Genomic DNA, 17,847 nt, shown 5'->3' on the forward strand with positions numbered 1-17,847 from the left:
GGCGTCTGACGAGGTTCATTGCTTAGCTTGTTCGTATCACAGTATCCGGTTTTCAAGGTTCTCGGCGGCCCTTCCGGGCCGTCTCCCGCGTCCGCCGGAGGCAAACGCGCAAGGAGATATATTACTGTTCTGTTACCTCGTTGTCAACAACTTTTTTCAAAGTTTTGAAAACTTTTTCTGTGCACTTCTGACAATCATTGAAGTGACCGGAAATCATCGCAGATCAACGAAGTATCCGAACAGAAATCCGCGCCCTTACGAGCGCGGCTGAAACATAATACACAGCAACGGTTCGGTAAACAAGAGGTTTCAACCAGAAAAATCGGGATCACAGAATCATCAAGTAGGTTCTTATGGGCCCGCCCGACGCAAACACACCCCTTTAGAGCGCTCGAGCCTCGCGTCGACAGCGAATCCGGGGCTTACATTGCAGTCGGAAGCCCTCCGATACCCAAGTATGGCCCCCGCCCCCGCCGCGCAGAAACAACACGCCCGCGGGGCGCCCGGGGCCCGCGGGCGGCGGGCGGGGCCGGGGGCGCCCCGGAACGAGGAAAGGGGCCCCGAGGGCCCCTTTTGGTCGCAGAAGAGAAATATCCCCTACGAGCGCGACGTCCTATCCTCCCACGGACTGCACCGCAGTACTTTCGGCGATGGCAGGCTTAACTGCCGAGTTCGGAATGGGATCGGGTGATCCCTGCCTCCATGGTCGCGCTCGTACGGGATATTCCGCACGGGAACCTGCCCGGTTCTCGATGCCCGTGCACCCTGAAGGTTGCATAGCGTCCGTCTCCACGATGCGAAGACATGAAAGTGTAAGATAAAGAGCTCGGCCGATTAGTACCGCTCGCCTGAACGCCTCGCAGCGCTTGCAGCTGCGGCCTATCAACCTCGTAGTCTACGAGGGGCCTTACCGAAAAGAGAACTCATCTTGAAGCCGGCTTCCCACTTAGATGCTTTCAGCGGTTATCCGTTCCGAACGTAGCTAAGCAGCTATGCCGTTGGTCGACAACTGCTACACCAGAGGTTCGTCCACCCCGGTCCTCTCGTACTAGGGGCAGCCCTTCTCAATTCTCTTACGCCTACGGAGGATAGGGACCGAACTGTCTCACGACGTTCTGAACCCAGCTCGCGTACCGCTTTAAATGGCGAACAGCCATACCCTTGGGACCAACTTCAGCCCCAGGATGCGATGAGCCGACATCGAGGTGCCAAACCTTGCCGTCGATGTGGACTCTTGGGCAAGATCAGCCTGTTATCCCCGGAGTACCTTTTATCCGTTGAGCGACGGCCATTCCACTCTGAGCCGCCGGATCACTAGAACCGAGTTTCCTCTCTGCTCGACTTGTAGGTCTCGCAGTCAAGCCCGCTTATACTCTTGTGCTCTGCGAACGATTGCCAACCGTTCTGAGCGGACCTTACGCACGCCTCCGTTACATTTTAGGAGGCGACCGCCCCAGTCAAACTACCCACCTGACACGGTCCGCACGCCGGATCACGGTCGCACGTTAGGTTGCCGACACGATGAGGGTGGTATTCCAAGGGCGACTCCACAGGAACTGGCGTCCCTGCTTCGAAGTCTCCCACCTATCCTCTACACACCGAACCAACAACCAATGTCAAGCTGCAGTAAAGGTTCACGGGGTCTTTCCGTCCTTCCGCAGGTAATTCGCATCTTCACGAATAATACAATTTCACCGGGTCTATGGTTGAGACAGCGCCCAAATCGTTACGCCATTCGTGCAGGTCGGAACTTACCCGACAAGGAATTTCGCTACCTTAGGACCGTTATAGTTACGGCCGCCGTTTACTGGGGCTTAGTTTCAGAGCTTCGCTTGCGCTAACCCATCCACGTAACCTTCCAGCACCGGGCAGGCGTCAGACCCTATACGTCGTCTTACGACTTAGCAGAGTCCTGTGTTTTTGATAAACAGTCGCTTGGGCCGTTTCACTGCGACCCCCGACAGCTCGAGGAGCAAGTCCTTTCACCAGCAGGGGCACTCCTTCTCCCGAAGTTACGGAGTCAATATGCCGAGTTCCTTAACCATAGTTCTCCCGATCGCCTTGGTATGTTCTACCCGCCTACCTGTGTCGGTTTTGGTACGGGCACCAACAAAGCTCCCTAGAGGTTTTTCTTGGAAGCATGGGCTCACTGACTTCACTCAGTCGCTTCGTCTAACGTCTCAGGCTCGTGGCGCGCGGATTTTCCTACGCGCCGCCCTACGCGCTTTCACGGGGACGTCCAGAACCCCGCTCAGCTACCCTTCTCCGTCACCCCGTCGGTGATAACGCTCGTCGGTGGTACAGGAATATCGACCTGTTGTGCATCGGCTACGCCTCGCGGCCTCGCCTTAGCTCCCGACTGACCCTGGGAGGATTAGCCTTGCCCAGGAACCCTTAGGCTTACGGCGGAAGTGTTTCTCGCACTTCTCTCGTTACTCATGCCAGCATTCTCACTTCCATACAGTCCACCGTCGGTTGCCCTCCGGCTTCGACCCGGTATGGAAAGCTCCCCTACCACTGAAATAATTCAGTCCGCTGCTTCGGTACCATGCTTAGCCCCGTGAATTGTCGGCGCATGTCCACTTGACCAGTGAGCTGTTACGCACTCTTTAAATGCATGGCTGCTTCTAAGCCAACATCCTGGTTGTCTAGGCAAACGCACATCCTTTGCCACTTAGCATGGATTTAGGGACCTTAGCAGGCGGTCTGGGCTGTTTCCCTTTCGAATACACAGCTTAGCCCACATATTCTGACTCCCGATCTCTTAAGTGCCGGCATTCGGAGTTTGGTTCTTTTCGGTAGGCGGTGAAGCCCCCTAGAAGATCCAGTGCTCTACCACCGGAACTGAACGATCGAGGCTAGCCCTAAAGCTATTTCGGGGAGAACGAGATATCTCCGAGTTTGATTAGCCTTTCACTCCTATCCACAGGTCATCCCCTCCGTTTTCAACCGAAGTGGGTTCGGCCCTCCACGGGGTCTTACCCCCGCTTCAGCCTGCCCATGGATAGCTCACTCGGCTTCGCGTCTGCAGCATGCGACTAAACGCCATCTTAAAGGCTCGCTTTCACTGCGGCTCGTTTCAGAACTTAACCTCGCCGCACACCGCAACTCGCTGGCTCATTCTACAAAAGGCACGCCGTCACAGCGCAAGCGCTGCTCCGACTGCTTGTAGGCACACGGTTTCAGGTACTATTTCACTCCCCTCTCGGGGTACTTTTCACCTTTCCCTCACGGTACTGGTTCGCTATCGGTCATAAGAGAGTATTTAGCCTTGGGGGGTGGTCCCCCCTGATTCATACCGGATTTCACGTGTCCGGCATTACTCGGGCACCGTCTTCGCAGGCGCCGCGGTTTCGCATACGGGGCTTTTACCCGCTCTGGCCGGCCTTTCCATGCCGTTCTGCTACCGCGACGCTTTGTAACTGCGTCTGTCAATTCAGGTTGAAAGAATAGACGGCCCCACAACACCTCATGCAGCAACGCCCTGAAGCTTACACGTGCATGGGTTTGGGCTGGTGCGCGTTCGCTCGCCGCTACTGGCGCAATCTCGGTTGATTTCTCTTCCTCCGGGTACTTAGATGTTTCAGTTCCCCGGGTTGCCTCTGCTGGCCCTATGTGTTCAGGCCAGAGTGACCGGGCATGACCCCGGCCGGGTTCCCCCATTCGGAAATCTGCGGGTCGAAGGTAATTTGCACCTCACCGCAGCTTATCGCAGCTTGTCACGTCCTTCATCGACTTCTTATGCCAAGGCATCCACCGTGTGCCCTTAATATCTTTATCTTCTCAAATCTCAAGTAAAGTATTTGGGTCTTTCAAATATCATTCGCGATCGTGATGCGAATCACTCATTTCCATTCGTTTTAGAATTGAAGTGATGATTCACTAAACGCTATGCAACTTTCAAGGTGCGCGGGCGCCCCGGACGGGGCTCCCCGAAGGCCGAGAGCCTTCGAAACCGGATACTGCGAGGGACGCCCAAGCGGGCAATTCCTCTCAAGTGAATCTGTGATAAGAATCTTCTAGGTCTCGAGGAGTTATCTCGACTCGAGCCTGACTACTGTTAGTCTCCCTAGAAAGGAGGTGATCCAGCCGCACCTTCCGGTACGGCTACCTTGTTACGACTTCACCCCCCTTACTCCCCACACCTTCGGCGACTCCCCCCTGAAAGGTTAGGCCGTCGACTTCGGGTGCAGACAACTCGGGTGGTGTGACGGGCGGTGTGTACAAGGCCCGGGAACGTATTCACCGCGGCATGCTGATCCGCGATTACTAGCAACTCCGACTTCATGGAGGCGAATTGCAGCCTCCAATCCGAACTGGGACCGGTTTTAAGGGATTCGCTCGCCCTCGCGGGTTCGCAGCCCGTTGTACCGGCCATTGTAGCACGTGTGCAGCCCAGGACATAAAGGGCATGATGACTTGACGTCGTCCCCACCTTCCTCCGGCTTGACGCCGGCAGTCTCGTATGAGTCCCCAACTGAATGATGGCAACATACGACAGGGGTTGCGCTCGTTGCGGGACTTAACCCAACATCTCACGACACGAGCTGACGACAGCCATGCACCACCTGTTCAGGCTCCTCTCGGCCACGGCGTTTCCGCCGCTTCACCTGAATGTCAAGCCCTGGTAAGGTTCTTCGCGTTGCTTCGAATTAAGCCACATGCTCCGCTGCTTGTGCGGGCCCCCGTCAATTCCTTTGAGTTTTAGCCTTGCGGCCGTACTCCCCAGGCGGGGCACTTAATGCGTTAGCTGCGGCACGGAAAGGTACTCCTCCCCACACCTAGTGCCCATCGTTTACGGCTAGGACTACCAGGGTATCTAATCCTGTTCGCTCCCCTAGCTTTCGCACCTCAGCGTCAGTGTTGGCCCAGAAGACTGCCTTCGCCATCGGTGTTCTTCCCAATATCTGCGCATTTCACCGCTACACTGGGAATTCCATCTTCCTCTACCAAACTCGAGCCTGCCAGTTCGGAATCCGGCTGGGGGTTGAGCCCTCAGATTAGAGATTCCGCTTAACAGGCCGCCTACGCGCGCTTTACGCCCAATAAATCCGGATAACGCTCGCTCCCTACGTATTACCGCGGCTGCTGGCACGTAGTTAGCCGGAGCTTCTTCTGCAGGTACCGTCAATTTCTTCCCTGCTGAAAGCGGTTTACAACCCGAAGGCCGTCATCCCGCACGCGGCGTTGCTGCGTCAGGGTTTCCCCCATTGCGCAAAATTCCCCACTGCTGCCTCCCGTAGGAGTCTGGGCCGTATCTCAGTCCCAATGTGGCCGATCGGTCTCTCAACCCGGCTACCTATCGCGGGCTTGGTAGGCCGTTACCCCACCAACTACCTAATAGGCCGCGACCCCATCCCTCACCGTCGGGGCTTTCCCGGCGCCCCCATGCGGGGGCCCCGGAGTATCCGGTATTAGCACAGATTTCTCTGGGTTATCCCGGAGTGAGGGGTAGGTTGGTCACGTGTTACTCACCCGTTCGCCACTCTATAACCACCCGGAGGTGGGTTATTCGTTCGACTTGCATGTGTTAAGCACGCCGCCAGCGTTCATCCTGAGCCAGGATCAAACTCTCCGTTCAAACAAGCGGGCGCGAGCCCGCCTACGTTCGATGAAAAGATCTGAATCTGGTTTCTGCCAAGGCGCCCGGAGCCCTTTTCTGGGGGCGGGCGTCTGACGAGGTTCATTGCTTAGCTTGTTCGTATCACAGTATCCGGTTTTCAAGGTTCTCGGCGGCCCTTCCGGGCCGTCTCCCGCGTCCGCCGGAGGCAAACGCGCAAGGAGATATATTACTGCCCCCGATCATTGGAGTCAAGAACTATTTTCGGAAATCTCAACTTTTTTTCTTCGTTGCTTTTTCCGACGACGTTCGCTTGTTTCCGAATGATCCCTGGAACACCTGCACTCTGAAGTGCGGGCCAAATATAATAGCACTACCTTTTGTCGAAAAACAAGGGGGTCAGACGAGAAATTTTCAGTTTCTCGCATTGGCTTGGAGACCGCCGGCTCTCGCGCAGCATACCCGTCTTCGTAAAGCGCGAGGGCTGCGATACGTTATACTGAAGGCATGGATAGGCATACCGAACAGAGCGTCGCAGAATCGATGACGTCCGATACGGCCGAAATCGTTCCTTTTCTCCCTTACGTGCTTCAGGATTTCTGGGCGCTCGGCAGCTCCCCTGACGATATGACGAGCCTTCTGCTTGAATATGTGCCCGCACGCGAACGCATGCGCGCGCTCGATCTCGGATGCGGCAAGGGTGCGATCGCGGTCGCTTTGGCGAAGCGGCTCGGCATGCGTGTCAAAGGAGTCGATGCTATGCCGGAGTTCATCGAATTCGCACGTGCGGCCGCGCTCGATCACGGAGTCGAAGCCCTGTGCACGTTCGATACGGGCGACATTCGGGATACCGTGTCGGTTGAATCGGGATACGACTGCACCATCTACGGCGCGGTCGGCTGCGCCCTCGGATCGCCGGAACGCATGCTCCCCTTGCTGAAGCGCACGATCCGCGCTCGGGGCTACATCCTGCTTGACGATGCGTACGTCGAGGGAGACGAACCCATTGACGATACGCTGCCGCTCGGCGTATGGCTCGATCTGTTCGACCGAAACGGACTCGAAGTGCAAGCCGAACGCCCGGCAACCGCCGAATCGCGCGAGACCTATGCTCAAGAGATCACCTGGATTACCCAACGAATCGAGGAGCTGCGCGCGCTTCATCCCGAGCGAGCAGATCTTTTCGATCGCTACCTTGCCGACCAGATAAGCGAATACGATGCCCTCGATACCGCAATCATCGGTACGACGTGGTTGCTGAGAGCGCTCTGATACCGTACCGTGTTGCTTCTTTGCACACGCACACAGTCCCTTCGTTTTCTGTTACTCTTTTCCTATCGATACCGACATGCAGCGGCGAGGTTCGAAGCGCCGTCTGCCGCATACCTTATAATGATAGAAAAGAGAAACCTCCATGGATACCAATTCATCCGCCCGTGCGCGGCGAACCTTCTTCATCGACAGCGAGAACCATATCAACACGTGCCTTCAGGGCATCGAATCGCTCACCGAGCGCGACCTCGTGGTCGTGTTCCACCGCGAAAGCAACTTATCGGCTAAACAGAAAGATGCGATCAAGGATTCCCCGGCGCGCATCGAGTGGATCCTGTGTCAGGATTCGGGCGTGAAGAACAGCCTCGACGTGCAGCTCATCGCCGAGCTCAGCAGGCGCATCGCGTGCCACGAGATCGAAAACGGCTATATCGTCAGTCAGGATCAGGGGTACAAACCTGCGTTGCACTATCTGCTCAACCGCTATTCGGACGAGTTCCGCTTCATCGGCCTTAAGAAATCGATCGACGAATTCATGCTGACCGATGCGCTGATCTCGGCGGAATCGAGGCAGGACGTGCACGAGGCGCTCGTACGGCACGCGGGCCAGATCGTCGGGACGGCGATGTATCGCCACATCCGTGACCTCTTCGATGCGACAGACGATTCCGAAGAACCCGAGGGAGGCTACTCCTTTGCCGACGCCCCCCTCTTCACCGAGCAATCTCCCGACGGCTCTCCCCAAAAGCAGAGCAACGCAAGCGCGAACGCACAGGGGGCCAATGGTGCCAACGGAAGCGCCCGCAAGACGAGCAAGCGCCGTAAATCGCGTTCGGGCGCCAAACAAACGAACTCCACACCCGCAGGCGAGGGCGAGCAAGCAGCTCAGCATGAGCCAGCCAAGCAGGAGCCGAAACCCCAACCGGCCAATCGCACTGAAGGAACGGACGCACCGCAGATCGACTCCGCGCCTGCCCAGCCCTCAAAGCCGACGCGGGTAAAACGCGTGCACGGCTCAGCGAAGCAATCGGCAGCGTCAACGTCCGATGCGTCGGAGCCGTCTGTCGCATCCACCGCCGTCATCGCTTCGAAGCCGTCTGAAAACGCCGCCGAGACCGAGCACCCGAAAGCACAGCCGCAGCAAAAGCGAACGACGCGCAAGCCCCGGGCCGCAAAGCAGGCAGCATCGGAAGCTTCGACACCAGCTGAGCGCTCCGAACAGGGCGGCGATCGAAAACGCGCAGCGAACGATCAGACGAACGCGAAACCTGCCGCCAAGTCTGCCGTAAGAGAACCGAAGCTTACGCACAGCACTGCATCGCTGATGGGGCTTCCGGGAATCGGCAAGGCGCTCGCCTCGCGCCTCGAATCAGTGGGTATCGCCTCTGCAGATGAGCTGAAAAGCAAGGGAAGCAGGGCCACATGGGTTCTGCTCAAAAAACAAAACCCCGCAACGTCGATCAACTGGTTGTACGCGCTCGAAGGAGCCGTCATGGGCATCGCCGTGAAAGAGCTTGACGAAGAAACGAAAACTTCGCTGAAATCGTTCAGCAAGCTCGCTCAATAGAAGCGTGTCCGCAGCGCAATCAGCTACGTCCGCGCTGCCTTCCCTGGCCATTGCCAGCACCTTGCCCGTTGCCCATGCCTTGCCCGTGCTCGCCGCCCATGCCCTGCCCATGATGCTGGCCGGATTCCTCTGAGGGTTCACCGCCCGCCTCGGCGATGCGGTCGCGCAATTCGCGCATGCTCATTGAACGGCACTCGTCAAGCGTGACGTTCGGATCGAGTTCCATAAGCTCGAGAGCGGCGTTGTACCGACCGACCCCCATGCCCGCAGCAAGCGCTTCGTCGCGGTTTTCAGCAGAAACGGTATGGCAGGCACCGTGACCCGGCATTGCCTGTAAACAAGCGTCGCTTTTCCTCGTGAGCGTTTCTGCTTGCTCGGCATCGTTCGATGTAACGCTGATTTCGATATACCCGTCGGCTGTAGCGTACGCCTTGAATTGCTCGCTTTCGGTCAACGCCGCCATCGCCTCGTCGTAGCTCTTCCCAACAAGCTCCACTCCATCGAGCAGCCGCTGCCCGTCATCGTTGAGAGAACGAACTGCCACAACGCGATCGAATCGGTTGAGACCGAGCTCGATCGATGGATTGACATCGATACCCACCTGCGCCGTCTCGCTGGCAAACGCAGTGAATCCCCCGAAACCGATAGCGCAAAGAGCGAGGCAGGCAGCGAGCGCAAACGCGAACCTTCGCGTACGTGGCGTTTTCGCGCGGCGCGCAGCAGCGGCAACCGAGGCGGAAACCGCAGGTTCGGGTTCGAGGGCACGCTCCTCGACAGCCTGCAGCGTTTTCGCCTTTACCGCTTCGGGAAGCACGATGTCGTCGAAGGCCTCGCGGACTTTGTTTTCCCAATCATTCATGCGAGCGCCTCCTTCAAAAGCTTTTTCCCGCGTGAAATCCATGAATACACCGTGTTGACGGGAGCATCGAGCAAATCTGCAATTTCGGGTGCCGAATACCCTTCGTACAAGGACAAGTACACGGGCGTTCGCGGCGGATCGGTGAGGGAAAGCATAGCATCGAGCACTTCGCCCGAAGCCGAACCCGGCTGCGATGATTCATCACAGGAAACCGCCGCCTGAGCAATGGTGCCGTCGTCGAGAACCGCCCTCGTGCGATGAGCGGCTTTCAGCATATCCTTGCAGACATTGGTTGCCACACGGATGAGCCACGCCTTGCAATGCTCGGTGTCGTTGAACGCCCCGTCGTACGACGCGTATTTGATAATAGTTTCCTGAAACGCATCCTGGGCATCAGGGCCTTGCCGAAAATAGAGCACGCAGACGCGCCATACGGTATCGCCATGCGCCTCGATAGCGCGCTCTATGTCCGTCCGATCCCTCATTCGCAAGAGCGGTCGCTACGCTCGGTGGTGGCGACCGTATCCTTGGCCGTTACCCTGGCCGTTACCGGAACCCGATCCCGCACCCGCGCCGTAGCCGTTTCCGCACCTACCGCTTCCGTAGTTGTCGCAGACGCCGTCGCCATCGGCATCGGTGTAACCCTGACCGTAGCCATGGCCGCAGCCTTCGCCGTAGTAGTCGCACACCCCGTCGCCATCGGCATCGGTATAGCCATGCCCGTGGCCGGACCCGCACGCATCGCACACTCCGTCGTTATCCGCATCGACGTAGGCACCGCACCCGTTGCCCGCGTACTTGTCGCAAACGCCATCGGCGTTTTCATCGACGTAGGCGCCCCCGCGACCAGCAGCGTAGTTGTCGCATATACCGTCACCGTCGGCATCGACGAACGCACGACCGCACACTTGGCCCATGTAGCTTTGCGTCTGCGCGATCATGGCACCGAGGCTGCGACCCTGGCACGCCGCCGTTTTCACGCCGAGCCCCCCATGGGGAGCCGCAAACGCAGCCATGGGAAATGCAAGCGCCGCAATAAGGGCACCCGTTGCAATCATCACTATCGTTTTCTTGTTCATTCCTGACTCCTTTTCTCGTCTTACACTACCAAAACGATCGAGCAAAGGGAATCCTTGCAAGAAAGTTTAAAAATTTTCTCGAGAGGCCAAACCTCTACCTCCCGTGCGGCCGTGCCTGCGCGAACGGGTTTCTACGGCAGCGATTCAAGCTCCCTTGCGCCACCCTTGACGGGGGTGGGTACATCGCCGACGATGCAGCAATCGAAAAGGCCCGACCGCGTAGTGCAGTCGGGCCTTGTTTGCGCTATGCGGAGAACCCGCCTACACCAGCTTCGCGTACTTGCGCTTTCCCACCTGCAGCACGGCTCCTTCGAGCAGCTCGGGTGAAACGTTATAGCTTTTCGGGGCAACCTGTTCGCCGTTGATCTTCACGCCGCCGCCGTCGATGAGGCGGCGTGCTTCGCCAGCCGACGATGCGAGCCCCGCATCAGCCAGAAGCTTTGCGAGATACACGAGACCTTCGTCGTTCGGTGCAAGGTCGCAGGCGAATTCGGGGATGTCGTCGGGCATCTCGTGCTGCTTGAATACCTTATCGAACTGTTCCTCGGCACCAACCGCAGCCGCTTCGTCGTAATACGCCGCAACGATGTTGCGAGCAAGGGCGCGCTTCACCTTGTTGGGATGGAGCTCGTCGGCTGCCAGAGCGCGCTCTATCTCATCGACTTCGTCGACCGAGCAGGTTGATGCGAGCCGGTAATACTTCACCATGAGTTCGTCGGGGATCGACATGACCTTGCCGAACATGTCGGCTGGCTCGTCGGTGAGTCCGATGTAGTTGCCGTAGCTCTTCGACATCTTCTGCACGCCGTCGGTGCCCTCCAAAAGCGGAAGCGTCAGACACACCTGGGGCTCCATGCCCTTTTTCTCCATAAGCTCGCGGCCCGCAAGCAGATTGAACAGCTGATCGGTGCCGCCTAGCTCCACATCGGCCTCGATAACGACCGAATCGTAGGCCTGCATGACCGGGTAGAGGAACTCGTGCAAGCTGATGGGCTGGCCCGACGTATAGCGGTTATGGAAATCGTCGCGCTCGAGGATGCGCGCGACAGTGAAGTTCGATGCGAGCGCAAGAAGCCCCGCCATATCGAGCGCAAGCAGCCACTCGGCGTTGTAGCGAAGCGTTGTCTTTTCGGGATCGAGGATTTTGAACGCCTGATCGACGTACGTTTGCGCGTTCGCCTTCACCTGTTCCTGCGTGAGCTGCGGACGCGTGGTATTGCGGCCCGAGGGATCGCCGATCAACGCCGTACCATCGCCGATGATGAGCGTCACATGGTGGCCGAGATCCTGGAAGGCGCGCAGCTTGCGCAGCGGTACCGCATGGCCGAGATGGATGTCGGGCGCCGTGGGATCGACGCCCAGTTTTATGTTGAGGCTTCGTCCTCGCTTGAGCTTTTCAAGCAAAGCGCTCTCGGGGACGATCTGCGCCGTGCCCGACTGAATGATATGCAACTGCTCTTCGGGGGTTATCGAACTCATCTCCTTACATACCGGTTGTTTTGCATCGCGCGATCCTCGGCCGCGCGATGGTTTGTTATGGTAGCACATAGTGCCGCGTTTGGCTTCGTGCAAGCGCACAGGAAGGGCCGAAGCCGCAGGCAAGATCGCAGCGCGCTGCGATCTTGCGCACGCATGCGGACCGAGACGCCGAACGCTGGAGCAACGGTGCGCGAACTCACGCACGCATAGGTAAGCGGTTACTTCACACCCCTAAACAGATGCCCGCTTGTCGCCTCCGCAGCCTTCGAAACGCTGTTGCCGCCCGAAAGCGCGATGTCGCGTGCACGAACAGCCCGCTGGACCGCCTTCGTCGTTTCCTCGACGTTCATGAGCGAGGTATCCACCATAACCGCCGAGACCCCCGCATCGATAAGGTCGGGAAGAGCGTGCGCGACATCGAGCGAAACCGCGTTGTACAGATGGCTTCTGCCGCAGCAATCGGTAACGACGGGAAACTCGTAACCCTTCCGATCCTTGAGGTAGTGCGGGCTTTTCCGCCGGGCGCACGACGCACACGATTCGCTACACGGGCCCTGGCTCATGAGCAGGCAATGCTCGGTTACCATGAGCTCTTGCGATCCCATGATCGTAAGGCCTAACGACACGGGGGTTTCTTTTCCGAGCGCTTCGATCTGGCGAAGCGAAAGCTCGGGAGAAAGCCACACCCTTTCGGCCCCCAGCCGTACCGCCACCTCAAGCGCCAGACGGTTCAATACCGGAAGATGAGGCCCTACTTCGGGAAGGGCGCCGAGTGCCAACGCGCGCGCAAGCTGCCCGAGGTTCTCGACAAGCACGGGCTTGCCCGCTTTCACGTACGCCCATGCATCGAAGCCGACCGCCTCCTCGCGCGATCTTCCTTCGCCGTCGTGTTCAACCGTCGGCAACGCGATAATCGCCTGCTTCGGATAACCCGCCTGTTCGGCGGTGCCGGAAAGCTGCCCGGCTATCACCGCCTCGCCCCGCTTGTAGTTGAGAGCGGGCACGTAGATCAGGTTTGCACCTGCCCGCTTAGCCGCGCGGGCGCATGCGGGGTTCGTCGCGAGCGCCGCTACGTCGCAGCGGTTGGTCGCACGCGCTGCAAGCGGCGCGCACACCTCGATGCGAGGCAGCCTGCGACTCCGATACGGTTCGAGCATCGCCTCTGCAAGCTTGGTAAGCGCCCGCGTTCGCAGCTTATGAAGCTGCGAGAAACCGATGCCTGCGTTTTCGCCAACCTCAACATCGAGCGCCGCAAGGGAAAACGGCAGGTTGCCGAGGCGGTCGATGTGCTCGCGCACCTCGTCGGCGGTGACCGGTTTCGTGCGAGCCGGTTCGATGAGAGGGCCCTCGAGCTCAATCGAGGTGCCCGATGCGGTCTCGAATCTCATGCAGAGGGGCTCACCCACGCGCAAAGACACTCTTCCCTTTACCACGATGCGCGGCTCAAGCGGATCGTCAGCGTAAGCCGCCTGGGCGCTTCGCACCCGGAATACGCGATCGCCCTTGCCCACCTTCTTCGCAACCGGCAGCACAACGGCTCCCGACCGATCGCGCTCAAGGCGATCGACCGTGTGGGCAAAATGGCCCTTGTTCGTCCAAAATTCGAGCACATCGCCTTCGACGATGCGCTCATCCGCGGCTATCTCTACTGCTCCGCTGCGGACATCCGTAACGCGGCCGACGAACACACCGCGGTTGTTCGGACGCCCGTAGCTCATGATGTCGTTGCCGCGATCCTGTTCGAGGTACGCCGTCGTGAACCCGCGCGAGAACGCTTCCGCAAGCGTTCGGGCATCCTCTTCGGGCACCCGATGCCGCTCGGACGACGTGCGATCGGCATGCGCAGCCAGCACATCGTCCAGCGCACACCGATACACCGACACGACCGCGTACACGTAATCGGGCGATTTCATGCGGCCTTCGATCTTGAACGAAGTCACGCCCGCATCGACGAGTGCGGGCAAGAGCTCAATGGCGCAGAGGTCCTTCGGCGAAAGCAGATGCTCGCCTGGCGCGTCGAGTGTCTTCCTGAGGGCTTTGTTGTGCAGCGTGTACGGCAAACGGCACGCTTGGGCACAGAGCCCGCGATTTGCCGAGCGCCCCCCGATCATCGACGACATGAAGCACTGCCCCGAGTAGCACACGCACAGCGCGCCGTGCACGAACGTTTCGGTCTCCATGCCGAGTTCGGTCGCTCGTGCCGTCAGGCGCGCGACCTCTTCGAGGGAAAGCTCGCGGGCAAACGTGACGCGCGCGGCCCCGAGCGCATGCACTGCCTCGACACCGGCAACCGAATGCGTGTTCATCTGCGTAGACGCATGCACACGCGCTTCGGGAAGCGTGCGGCCGAGTTCGGATGCGATGCCGATATCCTGCACGATGAACGCATCGACTCCCGCGCGATACGCCTGCCGGGCAAGCTCCATCGCCTCCATCGCCTCGTCCGGAAGCACGGCGGTGTTCAGAGCAAGGTACACCGAAACCCCGCGCAGATGAGCGTAATCGCACGCCTCGGCGAGCGCGTCGAGCGTAAAGTTATCCGCACCGCGGCGGGCGTTGAACGATTCGACGCCGAGGTAGACCGCATCGGCCCCTGCCCTTACAGCTGCATGCAAGCTTTCGATGCTACCAGCGGGGGCAAGAAGCTCGGGGGTTCTGCGAAGCGGTTCGCGGTTCATCGTTTCCCTATCCATCCGTATCGATTCAAACAGCTCGGGGTTTCGGGCACTTCCCGAAACCTGCTGCAAACGTGACAATCAGTGCAGAGCACATGATAGCGAATGGAAGCCTGACGCGGTAACCTTCGCCCAAATAAAGCAGAAAGCCGCGTGAAGGTACATGGGCTGCCGTTTTCTAGTATAGTGTTCGCATGAAAAACCGAAGGAAACAACGCGAAGTTCGTTCCCATGCAACGGGATGGAGCTTCGTCATCGCCTTCATCGCCGTGAGCTTCGTTGTATACGGAGCCGTGCAGGGTGCGCTCGGCGTTATGAATTCATGGCTTGAGGAACTGCCGAGCATCGAAGATTCCGATGCCTTCAACTTCGCCGAGAAAACCCGCGTGTACGCAAGCGACGGTACCACGCTTTTGGCGGAGTTCTTCGTGGAGAACCGCGAGCCCGTATCGCTCGACCAGATAAGCCCGTACGTGCTCGAGGGTACGGTCGACACCGAAGACGTGCGGTTCTACGAGCACAACGGCGTCGATCCGCAGGGCATCGCCCGCGCCCTTGTGAACAATATGCGCGGGGGCGCGCTCGAAGGTGCTTCGACCATCACGCAGCAGTTCGTGCGCAATACGCTCTTAGCCGACGAGGCGACCGAGATATCCTTCGAGCGAAAAATCCGCGAAGCCGAGTTGGCGACTCAGCTTGAGAAGCAGTACTCCAAAGACGAGATACTGCTCATGTACCTCAACACGATCAATTACGGCGACGGCTGCTACGGCATCGAAACCGCAGCTAAGAACTACTTTCAGAAACCAGCTGCCGATCTGACGCTCGTCGAAGCGGCCACCCTCGTGGGTATCCCGCAATCGCCCACCTACCTTAACCCTAAAACGAATCCCGACGCCTGCCTCGACCGCCGCAACACCGTACTGAGCCGCATGCTTTCCGCAGGCAGCATCACCAAAGAAGAATATGACGAAGCGATCGCGCAAGAACTCGTGCTCGACCCTGCTCCCCCGCGCGCGAGCGACGGCATCTACGCGTATCCGTACTTCACGAGCTATGTGCGCCAACTGCTGCTCGAAGAATACTCGCAAGCCGAAGTGTTCAAAGGCGGCCTGACCGTGTACACGACGATCGATCCGGGCATACAGGCGAAAGCCGAGCTTGCGTGCGAGAATCAGTACGCGCGCATGGCGGAAGAAGACGAGGTGTCGCTTACCTGCATCGATCCGAACACCGGCTACATCCTTGCGATGGTGGGCGGTAAGAACTACGAGGAAGAGGAATGGAACCTCGCAACGCAGGGCGGCAGGCCCGCCGGATCGTCGTTCAAGCCGTTCACCTTGACTGCAGCCATCGAGCAGGGCATCAACCCCTCGACACTCATCGATTGCACGTCGCCGTACAAGGTCGGCAACGACCGCTTTGAAAACTACGGCAACATCAACTACGGCATCCGCTCGATTCAAAGTGCGACCGCCGTGTCATCGAATACTGGCTTCATTCGGTTGGTTCAGGAAGTAACGCCCCATAACGCCGTCGAAGCGGCATACCGACTGGGAATAACGACGGAGCAGCCTGAAGTGCTGACCTCGACCCTCGGCGTCGGAAATGTGACCTCGCTTGAAATGGCAAGCGCGTACGGCACGTTTGCAACCGGCGGCATCAGGCATCAGCCCGAGGCCATCACGCAAATCCTCGACCGCAATGGCAACGAAATCGACGCGAGCAACCCCGAAGGAGAGCGGGTCATTTCCGAGGAAGTCGCCTACGCCGTCACCAAGGTGCTTAAAACGGTATTCACGCAAGGGGACGGAACCGCTGCGGGGTACATGCCATACAGCGGACAACCCGTTGCGGGGAAAACGGGGACTTCGGATGATTTCAAAGACCATTGGCTCGTTGGATACACGCCGCACCTCTCCTGCGCCATATGGATCGGAAACCCCGACTATCTGCAACCGGGCAACCAATACCTTTCCTGCAACGCCATCTGGCAGGACTTCATGAACATGGCACTCGAAGGCTACGAATACCAAGATTTTACGCCTGCCGCCGACCCCGCATACGGAAACAAGTTCAACAAAGAGCAAAACGACAAGCTGTATAAGGAAACCGAAGAGGGTAAAAAGGAAGAGGCTGAAAAGAAGAAAAAAGAGGAGGAGGAGAAAGCGAAGAAGGAAAAGGAAGAGGCGGACAAGAAGAAGCAAGAGGAAGAAGCAAACAAACCCGTCGATCCCCCGCCCCCGGCATCTCCCCCTAACGTCGTAGGCATGACGCTCGATCAGGCATCAGGTGCCCTTGCCGGATTCAGCGCAGAATACGTGGAAGAGTACCACGCAACCGTACCGAAGGGCATCGTCATCAGCCAAGAGGTGGTCGGAGGAAAAGTGCGGCTCCACGTATCTTTGGGGCCTGCTCCCGGCGGATGACGTTTCGCGAGCTCATAGCGAGAACCTATACGCCAACAGTTCGAGCAGATCGGAGCTGAGGCTCATCTTCAAAAGATCGCGTGATTCGCTGAAACCAACTTGGCATACGCTCGTTTGGAGCACCGATACTCCTGATCGTCATCAGGTGCTATGGGAGCCGTGTCGATCCCGGCTTGACAGTCGAGCGCGCGCCCGACTGTCCGCCAAGGCCCGCTATACGACATTTTTTGAAGTCATTTTGCAGGCTGAGATTTCACGAGCAGGCTTTATTCGGAATCTGCATGAATGGAATGTCGTCTAGCGGGCCTTGGCGGACATCCTATGACGGCCCAAAAAACGACCCCGGCAAGGGGTCGTTTTCATATCGGTCGGTCAGCTGCCCACGCAGCGTCGAATGTCTGCCGAAAACAACCTAGTTGGGCATTTCGGTTGCCTTCTTGTCGGCTTCCTCCAAGTGCTCGATGCCGCTGTCGTACGTATCCTGAATCTCTTTGAGACGGGCATCGTACGTCGCATAATCGAACGGCTCCTCTTCAGTTGCGCTTTCGATCTCGGTGTACAGGTCGATGTACTTGGTTAAGGCATCCTTCAGGTCGTTGCAGCCGTCGACGTATGCGGTCTGGATATCCTTAAGCCCCTCGGGAGCTTCGAGCGCATTCAGATCGTCAATCGCCTTGAAGGCGTTGTCGGCCTGCGTCTTCATGCCAACCAGATCGTTGTTGGTTACCGCTTGATTGAAACCGTCGAGACGGTTGGTGAGATCCTCCATCGCCTGATTGACCTGCGACATATACTGCCGATTGGCGGTCTGCTCGGTATTGGCCGTGTTCTGGGCCATGCATCCGCCCAAAACCGCCGCGACGAGAACACCCGAAAGGGCGATCGTGAGGATTTTGACAAGGTTCGTTCGTTTCATGAGTACCTTTC

General features: G+C 58.3%; 9 protein-coding genes and 3 rRNA genes. 3 read left to right on the forward strand and 9 right to left on the reverse strand.

What is annotated here, in order from left to right; genetic code table 11:
* Nucleotides 1–600 precede the first annotated feature (600 nt).
* The 3 genes from rrf to FJE54_RS00015 form a co-directional block, all read right to left on the reverse strand.
* Nucleotides 601–714, reverse strand: a 5S ribosomal RNA gene (rrf, locus tag FJE54_RS00005).
* A gap of 100 nt (nt 715–814) precedes the next feature.
* A 23S ribosomal RNA gene (locus FJE54_RS00010) occupies nt 815–3,780 on the reverse strand.
* Nucleotides 3,781–4,073: 293 nt separating this feature from the next.
* Nucleotides 4,074–5,581, reverse strand: a 16S ribosomal RNA gene (locus FJE54_RS00015).
* Together the 16S, 23S and 5S rRNA genes form the textbook arrangement of a ribosomal RNA operon.
* A 486-nt stretch (nt 5,582–6,067) precedes the next feature.
* On the opposite strand from FJE54_RS00015, the gene FJE54_RS00020 reads away from it, so the two are divergent.
* A complete protein-coding gene (locus FJE54_RS00020; protein ID WP_139650503.1) occupies nt 6,068–6,832 on the forward strand; it encodes an SAM-dependent methyltransferase in 765 nt (254 codons plus the stop codon).
* 142 nt (nt 6,833–6,974) lie between these two features.
* Nucleotides 6,975–8,399 carry a TfoX/Sxy family DNA transformation protein gene (locus FJE54_RS00025; protein WP_139650504.1) on the forward strand — a complete coding sequence of 475 codons (1,425 nt, stop codon included), beginning with the start codon at nt 6,975–6,977 and terminating at the stop codon, nt 8,397–8,399.
* Between the two features lie 19 nt (nt 8,400–8,418).
* Here FJE54_RS00025 and FJE54_RS00030 read toward each other — a convergent pair whose 3' ends face one another.
* From FJE54_RS00030 to FJE54_RS00050, 5 genes are all read right to left on the reverse strand, one after another.
* Nucleotides 8,419–9,258 carry an anti-sigma-I factor RsgI family protein gene (locus FJE54_RS00030; protein ID WP_139650505.1) on the reverse strand — a complete coding sequence of 280 codons (840 nt, stop codon included), beginning with the start codon at nt 9,256–9,258 and terminating at the stop codon, nt 8,419–8,421.
* The gene (locus FJE54_RS00035) at nt 9,255–9,743 is read right to left on the reverse strand and encodes an RNA polymerase sigma factor (protein ID WP_180326465.1); all 489 of its coding nucleotides are present in this window, start codon (nt 9,741–9,743) and stop codon (nt 9,255–9,257) included. Before FJE54_RS00035 ends, FJE54_RS00030 begins: the two co-directional genes overlap by 4 nt.
* A gap of 15 nt (nt 9,744–9,758) precedes the next feature.
* Entirely contained in the window at nt 9,759–10,337 is a 579-nt protein-coding gene (locus FJE54_RS16120; RefSeq protein ID WP_218971878.1) for a hypothetical protein, read from the reverse strand.
* Between the two features lie 261 nt (nt 10,338–10,598).
* Nucleotides 10,599–11,816, reverse strand: coding sequence for a tyrosine--tRNA ligase (gene tyrS / locus FJE54_RS00045; RefSeq protein WP_139650507.1), 1,218 nt, complete (start codon nt 11,814–11,816; stop codon nt 10,599–10,601).
* A gap of 218 nt (nt 11,817–12,034) precedes the next feature.
* Entirely contained in the window at nt 12,035–14,494 is a 2,460-nt protein-coding gene (locus FJE54_RS00050; protein WP_139650508.1) for a U32 family peptidase, read from the reverse strand.
* A gap of 191 nt (nt 14,495–14,685) precedes the next feature.
* On the opposite strand from FJE54_RS00050, the gene FJE54_RS00055 reads away from it, so the two are divergent.
* A complete protein-coding gene (locus FJE54_RS00055; RefSeq protein ID WP_139650509.1) occupies nt 14,686–16,920 on the forward strand; it encodes a penicillin-binding protein in 2,235 nt (744 codons plus the stop codon).
* A gap of 412 nt (nt 16,921–17,332) precedes the next feature.
* On the opposite strand, the gene FJE54_RS00060 is transcribed toward FJE54_RS00055, so the two are convergent.
* Nucleotides 17,333–17,836, reverse strand: a complete 504-nt coding sequence (locus FJE54_RS00060; RefSeq protein WP_139650510.1) for a hypothetical protein — start codon at nt 17,834–17,836, stop codon at nt 17,333–17,335.
* Between the last annotated feature and the right edge of the window lie 11 nt (nt 17,837–17,847).

It is taken from the genome of Raoultibacter phocaeensis (assembly GCF_901411515.1).
Taxonomy (GTDB): domain Bacteria; phylum Actinomycetota; class Coriobacteriia; order Coriobacteriales; family Eggerthellaceae; genus Raoultibacter; species Raoultibacter phocaeensis.